General features: G+C 72.1%; 18 protein-coding genes. 11 read left to right on the top strand and 7 right to left on the bottom strand.

Annotated features, from left to right (window positions below; all coding sequences use genetic code 11):
- Window positions 1–78: 78 nt before the first annotated feature.
- Window positions 79–852, bottom strand: coding sequence for a trypsin-like serine peptidase (locus tag ACLIBK_RS22960; RefSeq protein WP_415389637.1), 774 nt, complete (start codon window positions 850–852; stop codon window positions 79–81).
- A gap of 104 nt (window positions 853–956) precedes the next feature.
- Between ACLIBK_RS22960 and ACLIBK_RS22955 the strand changes: the two genes are divergently transcribed.
- On the top strand, window positions 957–1,952 hold the full coding sequence (locus ACLIBK_RS22955; RefSeq protein ID WP_415389636.1) for a Bug family tripartite tricarboxylate transporter substrate binding protein: 996 nt from the start codon (window positions 957–959) through the stop codon (window positions 1,950–1,952).
- Between the two features lie 323 nt (window positions 1,953–2,275).
- Here the strand turns inward: ACLIBK_RS22955 and ACLIBK_RS22950 are convergent, their stop codons facing one another.
- The 5 genes from ACLIBK_RS22950 to ACLIBK_RS22930 all read right to left on the bottom strand — a co-directional run bounded on the left by ACLIBK_RS22950 (window position 2,276) and on the right by ACLIBK_RS22930 (window position 5,716).
- Window positions 2,276–2,884, bottom strand: a complete 609-nt coding sequence (locus ACLIBK_RS22950) for a hypothetical protein (protein ID WP_415389635.1) — start codon at window positions 2,882–2,884, stop codon at window positions 2,276–2,278.
- A gap of 174 nt (window positions 2,885–3,058) precedes the next feature.
- The gene (locus ACLIBK_RS22945) at window positions 3,059–3,286 is read right to left on the bottom strand and encodes a transcriptional regulator (protein ID WP_415389634.1); all 228 of its coding nucleotides are present in this window, start codon (window positions 3,284–3,286) and stop codon (window positions 3,059–3,061) included.
- A 252-nt stretch (window positions 3,287–3,538) separates the two neighbouring features.
- A complete protein-coding gene (locus ACLIBK_RS22940; protein WP_415389633.1) occupies window positions 3,539–3,784 on the bottom strand; it encodes a hypothetical protein in 246 nt (81 codons plus the stop codon).
- 125 nt (window positions 3,785–3,909) lie between these two features.
- Window positions 3,910–4,227 (bottom strand): ATP-binding cassette domain-containing protein, encoded by a 318-nt coding sequence (locus tag ACLIBK_RS22935; protein WP_415389643.1) that lies wholly within the window; start codon window positions 4,225–4,227, stop codon window positions 3,910–3,912.
- 31 nt (window positions 4,228–4,258) lie between these two features.
- Entirely contained in the window at window positions 4,259–5,716 is a 1,458-nt protein-coding gene (locus tag ACLIBK_RS22930) for a hypothetical protein (protein WP_415389632.1), read from the bottom strand.
- 228 nt (window positions 5,717–5,944) lie between these two features.
- Here ACLIBK_RS22930 and ACLIBK_RS22925 point away from each other — a divergent pair, with 228 nt between their 5' ends.
- The 7 genes from ACLIBK_RS22925 (at window position 5,945) to ACLIBK_RS22895 (ending at window position 12,847) form a co-directional block, all read left to right on the top strand.
- The gene (locus ACLIBK_RS22925) at window positions 5,945–6,649 is read left to right on the top strand and encodes a VWA domain-containing protein (protein ID WP_415389631.1); all 705 of its coding nucleotides are present in this window, start codon (window positions 5,945–5,947) and stop codon (window positions 6,647–6,649) included.
- An 11-nt stretch (window positions 6,650–6,660) separates the two neighbouring features.
- Window positions 6,661–7,356: a hypothetical protein gene (locus ACLIBK_RS22920; RefSeq protein ID WP_415389630.1), complete on the top strand. Its 696-nt coding sequence runs from the start codon at window positions 6,661–6,663 to the stop codon at window positions 7,354–7,356.
- Between the two features lie 91 nt (window positions 7,357–7,447).
- Entirely contained in the window at window positions 7,448–8,317 is an 870-nt protein-coding gene (gene galU / locus ACLIBK_RS22915) for a UTP--glucose-1-phosphate uridylyltransferase GalU (protein ID WP_415389629.1), read from the top strand.
- Between the two features lie 13 nt (window positions 8,318–8,330).
- Complete coding sequence (locus tag ACLIBK_RS22910) at window positions 8,331–9,638, top strand: UDP-glucose dehydrogenase family protein (protein ID WP_415389628.1); 1,308 nt, start codon at window positions 8,331–8,333, stop codon at window positions 9,636–9,638.
- Window positions 9,639–9,650: 12 nt separating this feature from the next.
- Window positions 9,651–11,057, top strand: coding sequence for a phosphoglucomutase/phosphomannomutase PgmG (gene pgmG, locus ACLIBK_RS22905; RefSeq protein ID WP_415389627.1), 1,407 nt, complete (start codon window positions 9,651–9,653; stop codon window positions 11,055–11,057).
- Entirely contained in the window at window positions 11,054–11,404 is a 351-nt protein-coding gene (locus ACLIBK_RS22900) for a gamma-glutamylcyclotransferase family protein (RefSeq protein ID WP_415389642.1), read from the top strand. Before pgmG ends, ACLIBK_RS22900 begins: the two co-directional genes overlap by 4 nt.
- Before the next feature lie 333 nt (window positions 11,405–11,737).
- The gene (locus ACLIBK_RS22895) at window positions 11,738–12,847 is read left to right on the top strand and encodes a DSD1 family PLP-dependent enzyme (protein WP_415389626.1); all 1,110 of its coding nucleotides are present in this window, start codon (window positions 11,738–11,740) and stop codon (window positions 12,845–12,847) included.
- A 296-nt stretch (window positions 12,848–13,143) separates the two neighbouring features.
- On the opposite strand, the gene ACLIBK_RS22890 is transcribed toward ACLIBK_RS22895, so the two are convergent.
- Complete coding sequence (locus ACLIBK_RS22890) at window positions 13,144–14,433, bottom strand: D-alanyl-D-alanine carboxypeptidase family protein (protein ID WP_415389625.1); 1,290 nt, start codon at window positions 14,431–14,433, stop codon at window positions 13,144–13,146.
- A gap of 268 nt (window positions 14,434–14,701) precedes the next feature.
- Here ACLIBK_RS22890 and ACLIBK_RS22885 point away from each other — a divergent pair, with 268 nt between their 5' ends.
- The 3 genes from ACLIBK_RS22885 to clpA all read left to right on the top strand — a co-directional run bounded on the left by ACLIBK_RS22885 (window position 14,702) and on the right by clpA (window position 18,453).
- The gene (locus ACLIBK_RS22885; protein ID WP_415389624.1) at window positions 14,702–15,241 is read left to right on the top strand and encodes a phasin family protein; all 540 of its coding nucleotides are present in this window, start codon (window positions 14,702–14,704) and stop codon (window positions 15,239–15,241) included.
- Window positions 15,242–15,522: 281 nt separating this feature from the next.
- Window positions 15,523–15,960, top strand: coding sequence for an ATP-dependent Clp protease adapter ClpS (gene clpS, locus ACLIBK_RS22880; RefSeq protein ID WP_415389623.1), 438 nt, complete (start codon window positions 15,523–15,525; stop codon window positions 15,958–15,960).
- A 126-nt stretch (window positions 15,961–16,086) separates the two neighbouring features.
- Window positions 16,087–18,453 (top strand): ATP-dependent Clp protease ATP-binding subunit ClpA, encoded by a 2,367-nt coding sequence (gene clpA / locus ACLIBK_RS22875; RefSeq protein WP_415389622.1) that lies wholly within the window; start codon window positions 16,087–16,089, stop codon window positions 18,451–18,453.
- The last annotated feature ends 456 nt before the right edge of the window (window positions 18,454–18,909 follow it).

Genomic DNA, 18,909 nt, shown 5'->3' with positions numbered 1-18,909 from the left:
CGGCAGGGCGACCTGCGAGGCTTCCCGGGCCTGTCCGGGACGCGGCAAGGCGACCCGGTCGCTTCGGGGAGGCGGTTTTCAGTCCGGGGGCGGCTGGGCCACCGCGGCTTCCGGCCCCACCGCGGCGCCCGGAACCGCGAGGCCGAGGCCGCCGCCCCGCGCCGCCGTCACGGCGACGCCGACCACGGCCCAGCCCCCTTCCGGCCGGCGGACCAGCAGTGGCGCGCCACTGCTGCCGCGGGTTCCGGCGCAATCATGCGCCAGCAGCGGCAGGCCCCCGTGCTGCATCAGTCCCAGGGCGTGGCAGGTGCCGTCGGCCAGCAGCACCTCCGGCCGGTCCTGCTGGTAGCCGCCCAGCAGCAGCGGGGTTCCCGGGGCGGGTGGGGCGCGCAGCAGCGGCAGGGCCTGCTGCGCCGGGCCGACCGGCGCGTCCAGCGTCAGCAGCGCCCAGTCGGCGCCGGCGGGGCCGCGCGCCTGGGCCTGGAAGCCGGGGCCGATCGCGTAGCCGGTGACCCGGGCATGCGCGGTCCAGCTCCCTTGCCGGTAGCCCAGCAGGAAATGCACCGAGCCCGGCCGCACCAGGCCGCCGGTGCCCGCCGCCACCAGGCAATGCGCCGCGGTGAGCACGCGCTGCGGCGCCACCAGGGTGCCCGTGCAGCGGCTGCCGAGCTCCGTTTGCACGCGGCCCAGGGCGTTCCAGGGGGCCGCGGCGCCGTCCACGACCCGTCGCGGGTCCTGCGCGCCGATCCCCGGCCGTTCCGAACGGGGGATCACCGGCTCGCGCGCCGCAGCCTGCGGGATAAGGGGATGCAGGGCGGCGAGGAGGACCGCTGCCGTGCGCCATGATCGCATCGAGCCCTGTTTCCTCCCGGCCTGCCGCGGCTAGGCTACCCGGGCGGAACGGACGGGTGCAGGGGCCGGGCCGGAATACGATGCGAGGGGAGGCCGAGAAGACCATGACGTCCACCACCCGGCGCGGCGCGCTCGCCGCGGCGCTCGGCGCCCTTGCCTTGGGCCGACGCAGCCTGGCGCAGGGCGCGGCGCCGCCCCTGTCCTGGCCGGCTGAGCGGCCCGTGCGGCTGATCGTGCCCCTGGCCGCCGGCGGCACTTCCGACTTCCTGGCGCGCTCCCTGGGCAACCGGCTGTCCGAGCTGACGGGCGTGACCTTCGTGGTGGAGAACCGCACCGGCGGCGGCGGCGCGGTGGGCTGGCAGGCGGTGGCGCGATCCGCGCCGGACGGCACCACGATCGGCCTGATGGACAACGCCCTGCCGATCGCCCTGGCCCTGGGGCGCGAGCTCGGCTTCGACCCGCGAACGGAGCTGGAGCCCGTGTCGCTGCTGGTGAACTATGCGCCGGTGGTGGTGGTCAGCCCGTCCCTGCCGGTGACGGACCTGGCGGGCTTCGTGAACTACGCGCGGCAGCGGCCGGGCGAGCTGTTCTTCGGCTCCGGCGGCGGCGGCAGTTCCACCCACCTGCAAACGGAGCTGTTCCAGGAGGTGGCGGGCCTGCGGCTGAACCACGTCAGCTATCGCGGCATGGCGCAGGCGGTGACGGATCTGGTGGGCGGGCGGCTGCAGCTGCTGGTGTCGGGGGTGCCGACCGTGCTGGGGCAGCTGCGCAGCGGCGCGCTGCGCGCCCTGGCCGTGGGCACGGAGGGGCCGCGGCTGGCCGTGCTGCCGGCCGTGCCCAGCGCCCGCGAGACGGGCCTCGACTTCGTCGTGCAGTCCTCCTTCGGGATCGCGGCGCCGCGCGGCACCCCGGCGCCGACCCTGGCGCGCATGCAGGCGGCGATGGCTGCGGCGCTGGCGAGCCCGGAGCTGCGGCAGCGGCTGGAGGAGAGCGGCGGCGCCGCCGTGGGCAGCACGCCGGAGGAATACCGCCGCGCCATCCTGGAGGAGGCGGAGCGCTGGACCCGCATCGTCCGGGAAAGAGGCATCCAGGCCGAATAGGCGCGGTGCCAGGGTTTTCGGAGCAGGGCGAGCGCGACGGCCCAGGCGAGTAGCAGGACGGAACCGGCGCCGAGGCTGCGGCCCCACCGCTCGCCGGCGGCCCGCATCCCGGCCCCGACCCGGCTGGCCAGCGCGACGCCCTGCGCGATGCCGGCCAGGGCCGCCGCAATTCCTGTCCGGCCGCGCGCTTTCGCCGGGACACGACCGACAGGCAGCAGCGCTGGAACCCCCTGCAGGTTTCCACCCGCGGGCGCAGCCCGGCCCGCTGCCGGCGGCCGGGGCGGCTCCGGCAAAGGAGATCGCGCGAGCGCGTGCCGCGGCGGTCAGCGGATGCTGAGGAAGCCCTTGTCGTCGATCGCCTGCCAGGCGTGCACGGAACGGGTGCCGAGCAGCTCGAAGGCCGCATCGGGCAGGTCGGTGGGGCGTTCGTGGAAGTCGCGCAGGCCGGGAATGAAGCACTGCTTCACGTTGCTGCCGGGATAGGCCCAGACCGGGGGCGGCGTGGTGCTGTCGGGGTCGGGCGGGTCGAAGACCGGGTTGCCCTCCCCGCGCAGGGCGCCGAGCGATTCGCGCAGCCGCACGCAGATGATGGTGTCGAACACGCCGTAGCGTTCCGATACCGAGAGCTTGAGCCGCGCCACCGCCTGCTGCCCGAGCCCGGTGTTGTTCGAGGTCACGCCGATATCGGCAAAGGTCTCACCCTCGAACCACCAGGGGCTGGACAGGTTGATCGCCATCGGCACCGGCCCGCGCCAGCTCTGGGAATGGCCGATGCGGAACATCACCTGGCCGCGGCGCAGCTTGACCTCCTTGGGGTCCCACATGCCGCCCTCGTGCTGGGCGGTGGCGTTGCGCCAGCCGCTGGCCCGCAGCATCCAGCGCCGCAGCCGCCGGGGGTTGTCGAATTCGGCCTGGTTCAGCACGCCTTGCATGGGATCTTTCCGGAGTTGGGGTTCCGGCCCGCGAAAGGCCGAAACCCGGCAGCGGGTTGCCGCCCGGCCCATAGGCCGGAACGTTCCGCAAACACAGGGCCGGCCAGGGGCGCCGCTGGCCGGTTGGGCGGTGGTGCCGGGACAACCGGGGGCACCCGGCGCCGGGCGGCGGGATCAGGGAAGCGGGAGCCGCAGGTTCACGTCGGTCGTGCCGGCCCCGCCGAACTCGATGCCGGCCGCTTCCAGGGCGGCCTGGATCGCGGCCACCGTTTCCCCGCGGCGGCGGCCCCGCCGCTCCTCGAAGGTATAGATGGTGCAATGGCAGGTTCCGGATCGGGCACCGAGCCGTTGGCGGTTCCAACCGAGCAGCTTGCGCGCCTCAGCGCATTGTTCCGGGGTCATGTTGCGGAGCGTCGTATCGCTTGGGGAGACATGTCTCCCCGCATTGGCCCATCCAGCGCCTTTACGCAACGATTCTTCGCGCCTCTCCACTCATGAACGGCTGCTCAAAAACGTGTGGTGGAAAAGTCACGAGGATTTTCGCGCGAGGTGACAGGGCGAACGATGCCAATGGCGGAGCGCCCGGCGAGAACAGGACGTGCCGGGCCAGGAAGGCCCGCCGTGCCGGCCCGTCCGCCGCAGCAAGCGGTCGCCCTAGTTCTGTCCGCCGCCGCGGCGCCGGCCCAGCACGCGCGCCAGCAGCATCAGCACCACCCCGAGGGCGATCACGCCGGTGGTGGCGGGGGCGGAGCGGATCGCCTCGGTGATCGCGGCGGGTACCCAGAGCAGCGAGTCCAGGGCGGCCCTGGGTATCCAGAGCAGCGTCTCCCATCCCACCACATGGGCGGCGATCCCCAGCGCGACCAGGAAAACCCCCAGGGACCAGAGCCGCGCCGACATGCGTTCTTCCTATCCTGCAAACGGGGACCCGCCCCGGCCGCGAGACCCCGACGGCAACGCGGAAAACGCGGATCGCGTCCGGACCGCTTCCCCCGGCCCGTGGTAGCCCGACAAACGGCGGAGGATCAAACCGGGACGCCGGCGGCCGGGGCGGCCCGGCGGTGCAACTGGCGACCGGCCTCGGGGATGGGCGGCGCCGAGAGCCGCAGCATGATGGTGCCCGGCCGCGCCTTGAGCCGGGCGATCTCGTTGCGCATGTCCACGCGCAGCGGGGCCTCGAGGTTGCTCAGCGGCTCGTCGAACAGGAAGACCCGCGGCGCGCGCACGATGGCGCGGCCGGTCGCCACGCACTGCTGCTGCCCGGCCGAGAACTGCCGCGGCTTGCGGTCCAGTTGGGGCGTCAGCCGCAGCACCGCCGCCGCGTCGCCGACGCGGCGCGCAATCTCCGCGCGGGGCCGCCCGGCGAGCGGCCGGTCAGCGTGCCGTCGCGGTCAGGCCCAGCGCCTGCACCGGGCCGCCGGGGTCGGTCATCATGACGACCGCGAGTTGGTCGAGCTGCAGCGGACGGCTCGGCCGCAGGGTGATCTCCAGCACCCCCGGGCGCTGCACGAAGCTGGCCAGGGCCTGCCGCACCGCCCGCTCCGCCGCGGTCGCGCCGGCGGGGGCGGCAGCGGGGCCGCCATTCTTGCTCAGGGGTGCCGCAGGCGCGGGCTGGCCCGGCAGCGGCGTGTTCAGCGCCAGATCGGCCATTGCCTGGCGGAACTGCGGTTCCGGCATCCCGGCGCTCCCGGCCTGGCTGGCCAGCACCCGCGGCGCCAGCCCGGCATCCTCGTAGCGCAGGCTCATGCTCACCAGCTGCGCCTGCTGCATCGCCGCCATCCGCGCCATCGGATCCAGCGGCGTACCGGCGTCGCGCGGCGGCAGGTTCTGGAACTGCGCGGCCAGGGTCAGGCGGCCGGCATCGGCCACGTCGATCTGCAGCGGCTCCACCGTGATGCGGCGGCCGTTCTCCTCGCCGCGGGCGGCCATGCTCACCCCGCCGCGAATGCGCTTGTAGCCCAGCAGCTCCGGCCGCTGCCCGTCCGCCCCGGCGGGCGGGTCCACCGTGACGCCTTCCAGCGTCAGCCGGCCGCTCTCGGCACCGGGGCGCACCGGATCGACGCCCCCGGCCAGCCGCAGCGTGCCGATCGCCACCAGGGGATCGCCGCCCAGGCCGACGCTCAACTCCCGCGCCTCGATCGACTGCTCGGGCATGCCCGGGCGCATGGTGGGCATCACCCCGTCGCGGATCGCCACCGCCGTCGCGGCCACGTCCACCCCCGCCAGGGCGACGCGGCCGAGGGACACGTCCGCCATCCCGTGCTCGGGGGTGGAAACGTGCAGCACCAGCCCTTCGCCCTCGGCACTGCCGGTGCGGCCGTGGCCCCAGTCGCGCACCGCCAGGCGGCGCAGCGCCGCACGGCCGCCATCGGAAGGATGCGCCATCGCCATGCCCTCCAGCGTCCCGGCATCGAGGCTGATGGTGGTCCAGTCGAAGGGCGTGCCCGGCGCCGGCAGCACCAGCCCGGACAGGTCCAGCCGCTCGGCGGTCAGGCTGTTGTTGCCGGTGCGCTCGCCCAGCCGCAGATCCCGCGCTTCCCCGGCGGCGAGGCGGTCCGCGGCCACGCCGCGCAGCACCACCTCCCGCACCGTCAGCAGGTTGTTGCCCCCCGTCATCGACACGCCGCGCAGGGTGGCGGTGCCGGTGACCGGCTCCACGCTGCGCTCGCGGATTTCCAGGGTGGTGCCGGCGGGCAGGGCGGCGCGCAGCCGGGCCAGGGCGGCGTCGAGCTGCTGCTCGGCCTGACCCTGCGCGGCGGCGTGCAGCCCGGCCCCGAGCAGGGCCAGAACGGCAAAGGCGGGAACAGCGAGGGCGGGGGCGATTCGGCGCATGGTGTCGTCGGGTCCCGGAAACTGGCGTTGTCCGGCAGTGTAGAACGTTCCGCTCCCGGCGGTGCAGCCCCGCGCTCCCGGGCCTCCATGCTTCACCCTTCCGTGAAGTGGGTGGGTCCGGGGTCCCGGGCGCTGCGGCGCGTCTTCCCGTTCCGGTTGTTGTTGCACCCCGCCGGCACAGGGCTGGCCGCTGGCGGCGGACGGGGTGGGCCACCATCTGCCAGGGGCATGGCAAAGCCCCTCGTTCCCGCCACCCCCACCGGCGCGGTGGCCGCTTTCCTGGACCGCGCCCGTGCGGTGCCGGCGCTGCGCACGGCGGCGACCCGGGCGCGGCTGCTCTTCGCGGTGGACGCCACCGCCAGCCGGCAGCCGGCCTGGGACCGCGCCTGCGCCGTGCAGGGGGAGATGTTCCTGGCGGTGCGCGACCTCGGCGGTTTGGCGGTGTCGCTGAGCTATTACCGCGGCTTCGGCGAGTTCACCGCCACCCCCTTCCTGGAGGACGGGGCGGAGCTGGCGCGGCGCATGTCGGGCGTGTCCTGCCTGGGCGGGCGAACGCAGATCGGCCGCGTCCTCGACCACGCGCTGCGGGAAGCGGCGCGGGCGCGGCTCGGCGCCGTGGTTTTCGTGGGCGACGCGGTGGAGGAAGCGCCCGACGCGCTGTGCCACGCCGCCGGTCAGCTGGGCGCGCGCGGCGTGCCGGTGTTCGTGTTCCAGGACGGCGCCGACCGGCTGGCCACGGAGGTGCTGCGCCAGATCGCCCGCCTGTCCGGCGGCGCCTGGGCGCCCTTCGACTCGCGCAGCCCGCGCGCCCTGGCCGAATTGCTGCGCGCGGCCGCGGTGTTCGCTGCCGGCGGCGGGGCCGCCCTGGCGCGGCTGCCGGGCCCGGCGGCCTCCGCGATCGCCGGGCAGCTCGCCGCCCCGCGGGGCGGCTGAGGCGGCGCGCGATGGCCTGGTTCGCCCTCGGCGCCCTCGTGCTGCTGGTCCTGGCACTCGGGCTGCGCGCCTTTGCCGGCGCTTCCGTGTCCCAGGTGCGGACGGGGCTGGGTTGGTTCGTGGGGCTGCTGGTGGTGGCGGTGGCCGTGCTGCTGTTGCTCGGCGGCCGGACCGGGCAGGTGCTGTGGCTCGCGCTGCCCTTGTCGCCCCTGGCCTGGCGCTGGTGGCGCGGCCGGCGCCTCGCGGCACGGTTCGCGGCAGCACCCCCGGCGGCCGGGGATGCGGTGGAAACCGCCACGCTGAGCATGCGGCTGGACCCCGCCGCCGGCACCCTGTCGGGCACGGTGCGGCGGGGCGAACAGGCCGGGCGCGACCTCAGCACCCTGAGCCTGCCCGAGCTGCTGGCGTTGCGGCACGACTGCGCCACCGCCGACCCCGAGAGCCTGCCGCTGCTGGATGCCTGGCTGGACCGCGCCCATCCCGGCTGGGGCGATGCCTCGGCCGCCGGCGGGGATGGCGGCGGCCCCGGCACGATGACGCGGGCCGAGGCGCTGGCGGTGCTGGGCCTGCCCGGGGATGCCGATGCGGAGGCGGTGCGCGCCGCCTATACCCGGCTGATGCGCGCCGCCCATCCCGATACCGGCGGCTCCGACTGGCTGGCGGCGCGGCTCAACCAGGCCCGCGACGTGCTGCTACATGGATCGTAACCACAACCGCGGGTAGCATAGCGCATCCGGGCTGACAGCGCGGGCTCGGCATGGCAATCCTGCTGGCCGTTCAAGGGAAAGGTCCTCCCCAGTGTCCAAGCCGCTCCGCAAGGCCGTGCTGCCGGTCGCCGGCCTCGGCACCCGCTTCCTGCCCGCCACCAAGGCGCTGGCCAAGGAAATGCTGCCGGTGGTCGACAAGCCGCTGATCCAGTACGCCGTGGACGAGGCGCGGGCTGCCGGCATCGAGCAGTTCTGCTTCGTCACCGGCCGCGGCAAGACCGCCATCGTCGAGCATTTCGACGTCGCCTACGAGCTGGAGCGCACGCTGCAGGACCGCAACAAGGACGACCTGCTGGCGGCGCTGCGCGCTTCCGCCCTGCCGCCGGGCTCCATCGCCACCGTGCGGCAGCAGGTGCCGATGGGGCTGGGCCACGCCATCTGGTGCGCCCGCTCCTTCGTGGGCGACGACCCCTTCGCCATCCTGCTGCCCGACGACCTGATGATGTGCGACACGCCCTGCACCAAGCAGCTGGCCGACGCCTATTACGAGACCGGCGGCAATGTCGTGGCGGTCGAGGAAGTGCCGATGGAGCGGGTGAACCGCTACGGCGTGCTCGACATCGCCGAGGACAAGGGCCGGCTGGTCTCGGTCAAAGGGCTGGTGGAAAAGCCGCCGGCGGACAAGGCGCCCTCCAACCTCACCATCATCGGCCGCTACGTCGTGATGCCCGAGGTGATCGGCTTCCTGTCCAAGATGGAGAAGGGGGCCGGCGGCGAGGTGCAGCTGACCGACGCCATGGCCAAGCTGATCCCGACGCAGCCCTTCCACGGCCTGCGCTACGAGGGCCGCCGCTTCGACTGCGGCGACAAGGCCGGCTATCTGGAAGCGCAGATCGCCTTCGCGCTGAAGCGGCCCGACCTCGCCGATTCCGTGCGCGAATTCCTGCCGCGCTATCGCTGAGGGGACGGCCTCCTTGCGCATCGCCATGATCGGGGCCGGCTATGTCGGCCTCGTGTCCGGAGCCTGCTTCGCCGAGTTCGGGACCGATGTTTGCGTCGTGGACCAGGAGCCGGCCAAGGTCGAGGCGCTGCGCAACGGGCGCATCCCCATCTACGAGCCGGGGCTGGACCGGCTGGTGGAGGAGAATGTCCGCGACGGGCGGCTGCGCTTCACCACCGACCTGGCGGAGGCGGTGCGCGGCGCCGACGCGGTGTTCCTGGCCGTGGGCACGCCGACCCGGCGCGGCGACGGCCATGCCGACCTGTCCTACGTCTATGCCGCGGCCGAGCAGGTGGCGCGCGCGGCCAGCGGCCCGCTGGTGCTGGTGACCAAGTCCACCGTGCCGGTCGGCACGGGGCGCGAGGTGACGGCCATCGTGCGCCGGGTGCGGCCGGACCTCGCCATCGAGGTGGCGAGCAACCCGGAATTCCTGCGCGAGGGTTCCGCCATCACCGACTTCATGCGCCCCGACCGGGTGGTGATCGGGGTGGAAAGCGAGCGCGCCGAGGCGGTGCTGCGCCGCCTGTACCGGCCGCTGAACCTGATCGAGACGCCGATCCTGGCCACCGGGCTGGAAACGGCGGAGCTGACGAAATACGCGGCCAACGCCTTTCTGGCGGTGAAGATCTCCTTCATCAACCAGGTGGCCGACCTGTGCGAGAAGGTCGGCGCCGACGTGCACGACGTGGCCAAGGGCATGGGGCTGGACGGGCGCATCGGCCGCAAGTTCCTCCATCCCGGCCCGGGCTTCGGCGGTTCCTGCTTTCCCAAGGACACGCTGGCCCTGGCGCGCACGGCGCAGGATTTCGGCGCGCCGATGTCGCTGGTGGATGCCACGGTTGCCTTCAACGACGCCCGCAAGGAGGCCATGGCCGACCGCGTGGTGGCGGCGCTGGGCGGCGACGCCACAGGCCGCACCGTCGCGGTGCTGGGCCTGACCTTCAAGCCAGAGACGGACGACATGCGCGAGGCGCCGTCGCTCGCCGTGCTGCCGCGGCTGGTGGCGGCGGGTGCGCAGATCCGTGCCTATGACCCGCAGGGCCCCGGCCATGCCCGGCAATGGCTGCCGGAGGGCGTGCACTACGCCGAGAGCGCGCTGGACGCGGCCGCCGGCGCGGACGCGCTGGTGCTGCTGACCGAGTGGAACGAGTTCCGCGCCCTGTCGCCGCAACGCCTGCGCCAGGCCATGCGCGGCGACGTGGTGCTGGACCTGCGCAATGCCTGGGACCCGGCCGCCATGCGCGAGGCCGGCTTCCGCTACCAATCCATCGGACGACCCTGAGGAAACGCCCCCATGTTCCGGCACCAGTTCGACCCGACCAGCCTGCGCGAGTACGATATCCGGGGCATCGTCGGGAAGACGCTCTCGGGCGAGGACGCCTTCGCCATCGGCCGCTGCTTCGGCACGATCGTGAAGCGCGGCGGCGGCGCCAAGGTCGCGGTGGGCTATGACGGCCGCCTGTCTTCCCCCGAGTTGGAGGAGCGGCTGGTGGCCGGGCTGGTGGCCTGCGGGCTGGCGGTGTCGCGGATCGGCTGCGGCCCGACGCCGATGCTGTACTACGCTTCCTACGCGCTGGGGGCGGACGGCGCGGTGATGGTGACCGGCAGCCACAACCCGCCGGACTACAACGGCTTCAAGATGATGCTGAACAAGAAGCCCTTCTTCGGGCCGCAGATCCAGGAGATCGGCCGCCTCGCCGCCAGCGGCGACGTGGTGGAGGAAGCCCAGGGCTCGGCCGAAACGGTGGATGTCAGCGAGGACTACATCGCCCGGCTGCTGCAGGACTACGACGGCGGCGACCGCCAGCTCACGGTGGTCTGGGACCCCGGCAACGGGTCCGGCGGCGCGATCACCGAGCGCCTCGTGGCACGCCTGCCCGGCAAGCACACGGTGATCAACGCCGAGATCGACGGCCGCTTCCCCAACCACCACCCCGACCCCACCGTGCCCAAGAACCTGGAGCAGCTGATCGCCGAGGTGCACCGGCAGGGCGCCGATCTCGGCATCGCCTTCGACGGCGACGCCGACCGCATCGGCATGGTGGACGACAAGGGCGAGGTGTTCTTCGGCGACCAGCTGATGGTGGTCCTGGCCCGCGACGTGCTGAAGTCCCGCCCCGGCGAGACGATCATCGCCGACGTCAAGGCGTCGCAGGTGCTGTTCGACGAGATCGAGAAGGCCGGCGGCAAGGCGCTGATGTGGAAGACCGGCCACTCCCTGATCAAGTCCAAGATGGCCGAGACGGGCGCGCCGCTGGCGGGCGAGATGTCCGGCCACATCTTCTTCGCCGACAAGTGGTACGGCTTCGACGACGCTCCTTATTCCGCCGTGCGGCTGCTGGGCATTACCGCGCGGATGGAGGGCAAGCTTTCCGCCGTGCGCGAAGCCCTGCCCCACGTCCTCAACACCCCCGAGCTGCGCTTCGACTGCCCGGAGGAGCGCAAGTTCGCCGTGGTGGGCGAGGTGAAGGAACGCCTCGCCGCCGCGGGCGCCAAGGTGCAGGACGTGGACGGGGTGCGGGTGCTGACCGATGACGGCTGGTGGCTGCTGCGCGCCTCCAACACCCAGGCGGTGCTGGTGGCCCGGGCCGAGGCGCGCGACGAGGCGGGGCTGGAGCGGCTGAAGGCGGATATCGCCACGCAGCTGCAGGCTTCCGGCCTCGCGGCGCCGGATTTCTCTGGTGCCAATGCCGGGCACTGACAGCGCTGCTGTTCCTGTACGGGACGCTGCTAGACCCGGCCGTGCTGCGGCGGCAATCCGGTGATCCCCGGCTGATCCGCTCGGCCCGGCCGGCGGTGCTGCCGGGCCATGCGCGGGTGTTCTTTCGCGGCACGCCCTGGCCGACCTTGCGGCCCTGCCCTGGCGGGCAGGTGGCGGGGCTGGTGGTCCGGCCGACGCCCTCGGCGATGGCACGGCTGCGCACCTACGAGGGGCGAGCCTATCGGCTGGTGCCTTTGCGCGTGCTGGGCCGCCAAGGGCCGCTGCGGGTACGGGGCTTCGCGGTGCCGCGCCGGATGGCGACGCTACGGCGCTGGGAGGCGCAGTAGGCGGGAAGCGGGCGGGCGACGGTGGCCGGGCGTGAACCAGGCCGCGACGTTGCGCCTTACTTCCTTACGACCTTACTTCCTTACCGCCGGGCTGCTCCGCAGGGCCCCTTTCAGAAAATAATCCTAATACATCAGGCAGTTGGCGGTCAAGCCCGGCGCTTCGCATGGCTATTTCGCCGCTTTCTGTCACTTCCGGCGGTCCCTGCCACTTCGGGCGTTTCGTGCCACCTCCGGCATGCGCTCGGGCGGGTGGATTTCGGCTCCTGGCCCATGCCGTCCCGGCGCGATCTGCCCTAGCCTGCCGCGCGCACCGCTACCGGAGTTTCGCCGCGCATGGCCCAGCCCCCACCCGCCGAGCCCGGCATGCCCGAGGACGAGGTGGACACCCCTGCCCTGCTGATCGACCTCGACGCGCTGGAGCACAACCTGGCCGCCATGCAGGCGGCCCTGGCGCCCACCGGTGCGCGGCTGCGGGCCCATGCCAAGACGCACAAATCGCCGGTGATCGCGCGCCTGCAGGCGGCGCACGGTGCGATCGGGCAATGCGTGCAGAAGGTGGCGGAGGCGGAAATCCTGGCCTGGGGCGGGGTGGACGACATCTTGGTCAGCAACGAAGTCGTCGCGCCCCGCAAGCTGGCGCGGCTGGCCGCCCTGTGTCGCATCGCGCGAGTCGCCGTGTGCGCCGACGACCCCTCCGCCTTGCCGGCGCTGGAAGCCGCGGCCGAAGGGGCCGGCACCTGGCTGAGCGTGCTGGTGGAGGTGGACGTCGGCGCCGGCCGCTGCGGCATGCCGCCCGGCCCGCCGGCGGTGGAGCTGGCGGCGCGGATCGCGGCATCGCGCCACCTGCGGTTCGGGGGATTGCAGGCCTATCACGGCTCCGCCCAGCACCAGCGCCGGCCGGAAGAGCGCGCCGCCACCCTGGCCGCCGCGACGGAGGACACGCGCCGCACGCTGGAGCAGCTGCGGCAGCGCGGGCTGGACTGCCCGATCGTGGGCGGGGCCGGCACCGGCACCTTTCCGCTGGAGGTCGCCACGGGGTTGTGGACGGAGATCCAGGCCGGGTCCTACGTGTTCATGGACGCCGACTACGCCCGCAACGAGTCGCCGCCGCCGTTCCGGCAGTCCCTCTTCGTGCTGTCCCAGGTGATGAGCGCGCCGCGGGGCAGCGGGCGGGCGGTGCTGGATGCCGGGCACAAGGCAGTGCCCACCGACAGCGGCCTGCCCTTGGTGTGGAACCGGCCCGGCCTGCGCTACGCCGGCGCCTCGGACGAGCATGGGCTGCTGCTGGCGGAGGATGCCGCCCTGCCCGCGCTGGGCGAGAAGCTGCGCCTGGTGCCCGGGCACTGCGACCCCACGGTGGACCGCTTCGACTGGTACGTGGCGGTGCGCGGCGGCCGGGTGGAAGCCCTGTGGCCCGTGGCAGCCCGGGGCGCCATGACCTGAGCCGGTCCGTCCACCGGCCGGGGTTGCGCCTGGATGTTCTGGCGTTGGCCAAGGGGGCGCTGCCCCCTTGGGACCCCCGCGAGGAGCTTAGGCTCCTCGACCTCATGAGTGCCTCCGGCGGGGGCGGGATGGCTGACGGCGGTCATGGTGGACAACGTGTGCCAACCCGCCCCCGCCGGAGGCACTCAACGCGGGGTCCGGGGAGTTCGTAACTCCCCGGCGGGGTCCAGGGGCAGCGCCCCTGGCCACGGTCAGAACATCCAAGAGCAACCCAGGCCGGAGGACCGGCCCGCCGCTCAGCGGTTGCGGTTGGCCAGGCGCACCACGGCGGCCGGGCGGCGCACCGGGGCGGCCGCCACCTCGGGCTTGCCGCGGCGAGCGGGCGCGGCGGCGGCCCGGGGGGCGGCAGCGGCGGCCCGGGCCGGCAGGCGTACGGTGCTGCCGCCATCGCCCTGTTCCATCACGCGCCGGCCGCGCAGCACCGGGGCGGCACGCACCAGGCGGGGTGCCGGGGCGGCCTCGGCGCGGGGCAGCAGGCGGATGCCGCCGCTCAGCAGGCGGGTGGAGGCGCGGTTGCCGTTCAGACGGGCCTGCGGCAGAGGGGCGGGCGGGTTGCGCTCCAGGCGGGCTTCGGCGCGCGCTTCGGCACGGGCCCAGCGGCGGTTCTCGCCCAGGGACGCGGCCATGGCGCCGCGGCTCAGCAGCGGGGCGGCGCGGGCCATCAGCGGCACGCTGGGCTCGCTGGGCGTGACGCCCAGGCGGGCGAAGCCGTCGTCCAGCAGCATCGCCGCGTGCCGGTCGCGCTCCACCCAGGAGGCGCCGCCGAACACGGCGGCCACCACGCGCTGCCCTTGCCGCTGGGCGGAGGTGACGATGTTGAAGCCGGAAGCGTTGATGAAGCCGGTCTTGATGCCGTCCACGCCTTCCACGGTTTCCAGCATGTGGTTGTGCGAGCGGATGCGCCGGGCGCCGTACTGGAACTGCTGGGTGGCGAAGTAGTGGTAGCGGTCCTGGTAGTCGATAAAGAGGCGCCGCCCCAGGGTCGCCATGTCGCGCGCCGTGGTCACCTGCTCGGGGTCCGGCAGGCCGGAGGCGTTGCGGAAGGTGCTGCTGGACATCCCCAGCTGGCGGGCGCGCAGGGTCATCATCTGCGCGAAGCGTTCTTCCGTGCCGCCCAGCGTCTCGCCGATCATCACGGCCACGTCGTTGGCCGACAGCGTCACCAGCGACAGGATCGCCTGGTCCACGCTGATGGAGGTGCCGGGCGGGATGCCGAGCTTGGAGGGCATGCGCGAGGCGGCCTCGTAGCTCATGGTCAGGCGGCTGTTCAGGGTCAGCTGGCCGTCGCGCAGGGCGTCGAACAGCATATAGAGCGTCATCATCTTGGTCAGCGAGGCCGGGTGGCGCAGCTCGTCGGGGCTGGCGCCGGACAGCTGGTTGCCGCTGCGGGCATCGATCACGATGGAGGAATACCGGTCGGAGCCGATCTGGGCCGCGGCGGGGCGGATCCCCAGGCCCAACAGCGCCAGCGCCAGCGCGCAGGTCGCGATCCGCCAGCGGCGCGCGGCCACCCAGCCCTGTGTCATGCGTCCAGTTCCCCCTCGGGTACGAAATCCCGTGCCCGTTCCACCCCCCAGCGGAACCGACACGTCACGATACGTGGCGTGAGCAGGTCCTGTCCACGCCAATGCCGCGCTTCGCAGCCTAACGATCAATCTTCCGAGGGATTGGTAAACTGGCCGTCATTTTTGCTGCAGCGCAAAAAACCCTTTGCATCCGGAACGTCTTGAAGGCATATGGGTCATGTTGCACCGCAGCATAAAAGAGGAGCCGAGAGGTTCCTGGGAGTTGAGCATGGCTAACGAACCCAAGGTCGCCCGCCTCGCGACCGAGAACATGACGCAGGTCGGCCAGCAGGTCGGCAACACCCTGGCCGCCGGCGCCGAGCAGGCCCGTTCGGCCGCCCAGACCGGCACCGAGCAGGCCCGTTCCTTCGTGGAAGGCGGCATGAGCCAGGCGGCCAAGGCCGGCGAGGGCCTGATGAAGGCGGCGGGCGAAGCCGCCGAGTTCAACCGCGGCAACCTGGAAGCCGTGACCCGCGCGACCCAGACCTACATGACCGGCGCGCAGGACCTGAGCCGCCAGGCCGCGGCCCTGATGCAGTCCCTCACGGAGCAGGCGATCGAGAACGCCCGCGCCCTGAGCAGCGTCAAGAGCGTCAAGGACTTCGCCGACCTGCAGACCTCCTTTGCCCGTCAGGCGATGGAGAAGTTCATGGGTGAGACGGTGAAGCTGCAGGAAGCCGGCTTCCGCCTGGCCGAGCAGACCACGGCGCCGATCGCGCAGCGGATGACGCTGGCCATGGAGCGCGTGGGCAAGCCCCTCGCCGCCTGAACGGACGCACCCATCGGGCAGAACGGCCAGGGCCTCGCGGCCCGGGCCGCGCTGCCGGTGAGAGCTTCGGGGAGCCCGGGACGTCCTGCGTCCCGGGCTCCTTGCATTCGGGGGGTTGGTGGGCCACTTCGTTCCTCGATGGCGCCCGCACCGGAACGGGATGCCGCAGCGGATGACAACGGGCCTTCACCTTGCCCTGCGCGCTCCGATATCCTTCCATCAGAATGCAGGGGATCGCCGGAAACCGTCGTGGCGGCACGGCGCGTTTGGGCGAACGGCCGATGAGCGATCAGAACGAGAAGCGTAGCGCAGGAGCGGCCCCGGACGGGGCGGGCCAGCCCGGCGACGGGTTCCGGCCCGCCGGCAGCCATCCCGGTGGCGGCGGGGGCGGCAACGCCCCCGGCAATGGCGGGGGCGATGGCGGCCCGGCCAGCGGCGTCGTGGTCAAGGCGCGGCCGCGCACCAAGAAGCCCGCCATGTACAAGGTGCTGATGCTCAACGACGACTACACGCCGATGGAATTCGTCGTGCACGTCCTGGAGCGCTTCTTCCAGAAGAACCGGGAAGAGGCCACCCGCATCATGCTGCACGTCCATCGCCGGGGCGTGGGGGTTTGCGGGGTCTTCACCTACGAGGTCGCCGAAACCAAGGTCACGCAGGTGATGGACTTGGCGCGGCAGAACCAGCACCCTCTCCAGTGCACGATCGAGAAGGAGTGACGGCCTGTAACGGTGCTGTCATTCCTATTCGCCCGGCGCGGGGGAAACACCACATAATCCGAAGCATCCTTCCGGGCCCCCGCCGAACCGGCGTCGGGACGGATCCTTAGGGGAGCGTCACCCAGTATGCTGTCCCGTAACCTCGAACAGACGCTCCATCGTGCGCTCGCGCTCGCCAATGACCGCCGCCACGAATACGCGACCCTGGAACACCTGCTCCTTTCCCTCTGCGACGACACCGACGCCACCACGGTGCTGCGGGCCTGCGGCGTGGAGATCGAGAAGCTCAAGCGCGACCTGGGCGAGTTCCTGGACAAGGACCTCGCCGGGCTGGTGAGCGACCGCGGCGGCGATCCCAAGCCGACCGCCGGCTTCCAGCGCGTGGTGCAGCGCGCCGCCATCCACGTCCAGTCCTCCGGCCGGGACGAGGTCACGGGGGCCAACGTCCTCGTCGCCCTGTTCTCCGAGCGCGAGAGCCATGCCGTGTACTTCCTGCAGCTGCAGGACATGACCCGGCTGGACGCGGTCAACTTCATCTCCCATGGCATCGCCAAGGCCCCGGGCCGGTCGCAGAACCGCCCCGTGCAGGGCAAGGACGAGAACAACGACGGCGACCGCGGCAACAACGGCGGCGGCGAGGAGCGGCGCGGCGAGGGCAGCAATGCCAAGCGCGGCCAGGACGCGCTGAGCAACTACTGCGTCAACCTCAACAAGAAGGCGGCGGCCGGCAAGATCGACCCGCTGATCGGGCGCGACAGCGAGATCGAGCGCACGATCCAGATCCTGTGCCGCCGCACCAAGAACAACCCGCTCTACGTGGGCGATCCCGGCGTGGGCAAGACCGCCATCGCCGAGGGCCTGGCCAAGCGCATCATCGAGGGCGACGTGCCCGAGGTGCTGCTGAAGTCCACCATCTACGCGCTCGACATGGGCTCGCTGCTGGCGGGCACCCGCTACCGCGGCGACTTCGAGGAGCGGCTGAAGGCCGTGGTGAACGAGCTGGAGCAGCAGCCTGGCTCCATCCTGTTCATCGACGAGATCCACACGGTGATCGGCGCCGGCGCGACCTCGGGCGGGGCGATGGACGCCTCCAACCTGCTCAAGCCCGCCCTGGCCCAGGGTACGCTGCGCTGCGTCGGCTCCACCACCTACAAGGAATACCGGCAGCACTTCGAGAAGGACCGCGCCCTGGTGCGGCGCTTCCAGAAGATCGACGTCAACGAGCCGTCGGTCGAAGATGCGGTCAAGATCCTGACCGGGCTGAAGACCAACTACGAGAAGCACCACAAGGTGAAGTACTCGTCCGAGGCGATCCGCGCGGCGGTGGAGCTGTCGGCCAAGTACATCAACGACCGCAAGCTGCCGGACAAGGCGATCGACGTGATCGACGAGGTCGGCGCCTCGCGGATGCTGGTGCCCGAGGGCGAGCGCCGCACCCTGGTGACGCTCAAGGACGTCGAGGACATCGTCGCCAAGATCGCCCGCATCCCGCCCAAGTCCGTCAGCACCGACGACAAGGAAGTGCTGAAGAACCTGGAGCGCGACCTGAAGTCGATGGTGTTCGGCCAGGACAAGGCGATCGAGGCGCTGAGCGCGGCGATCAAGCTGAGCCGGGCCGGGCTGCGCGACGCGGAGAAGCCGATCGGCAACTACCTGTTTTCCGGCCCCACGGGCGTCGGCAAGACGGAGGTGGCCAAGCAGCTCGCCAACACGCTGGGCATCGAGCTGACCCGCTTCGACATGAGCGAGTACATGGAACGCCATTCCGTGTCCCGCCTGATCGGCGCGCCGCCGGGCTATGTGGGCTTCGACCAGGGCGGGTTGCTGACCGATGCCGTGGACCAGCACCCGCACTGCGTGCTGCTGCTCGACGAGATCGAGAAGGCGCACCAGGACCTGTACAACATCCTGCTGCAGGTGATGGACCACGGGAAGCTGACCGACCACAACGGCAAGAACGTGGACTTCCGCAACGTCATCCTGATCATGACGACCAATGCGGGCGCCGCGGACATGGCCAAGGCCGGCATCGGCTTCGGCCGCGAGGTGCGGATCGGCGAGGACGAGGAGGCAGTGAAGCGCCTCTTCACCCCCGAGTTCCGCAACCGCCTCGACGCCATCGTGCCCTTCGCCGGCCTGACGCCGGAGATCGTCGGCCACGTGGTGGAGAAGTTCGTGATGCAGCTGGAAGCCCAGCTGGCGGACCGCAACGTGACGATCGAGCTGTCCTCGGCCGCCAAGGAATGGCTGGCGGAGAAGGGCTACGACCCGCTCTACGGCGCGCGTCCCCTGGCCCGGGTGATCCAGGAATACGTCAAGAAGCCGCTGGCCGAGGAACTGCTCTTCGGCAAGCTGGTGAAGGGCGGTTCGGTGAAGGTCGGGCTGAAGGACGGCGTTCTGACCTTCGATGTCGCCGAGGCGCCGCTTCCGGCCCTGCCCAGCCCGGAAGAAGGCGACGGCGAAGCGGAGAAGGAGCCGGAAACGGCGAACTGATCCCGGTTCGGCCGTGAGGCGCATGCGTCTCACGGCTGGCACAGGTCCCCCTCCGGCGGGGCCCGGATCAGCAGAAGGGCTCCCCGGTGATGCCGGGGAGCCCTTCTGCTTTCGCGGTGTTGCGCCGTCATGTGGCCGGGCTGATGTCCTGACCTGAGGGGGAGGTGAAGGCCGGGGGAGTGAACTCCCCCGGCCCCCCTCCTTCTTTCAGGAGTTTAAGGAGCCCCAGCGGCCACGGGCGCACCCAAACTCCCGAAAATAGAAGGGGGTCCGGGGGGATACTTCCCCCCGGCTTGCTGATCTTACCGCGTGGGAGAAGGCTTCGGCGGCATCATACCGGCGAGCGGATGAACTGACTCGGATGTGAGTTTCAGTTCGCTAGGTTTGGTGATTCGGTTTCGGCGTGGCTGGAACGGACGGGCCGATGGGACGAGCGCTGGCGATCCGGACTGACCT

Origin of the sequence: Roseomonas sp. BN140053, from assembly GCF_047690175.1 — a bacterium.
In the GTDB taxonomy this organism is placed as follows: Bacteria; Pseudomonadota; Alphaproteobacteria; order Acetobacterales; family Acetobacteraceae; genus Roseomonas.
This window is presented reverse-complemented; position numbering and strand designations above follow the sequence as displayed.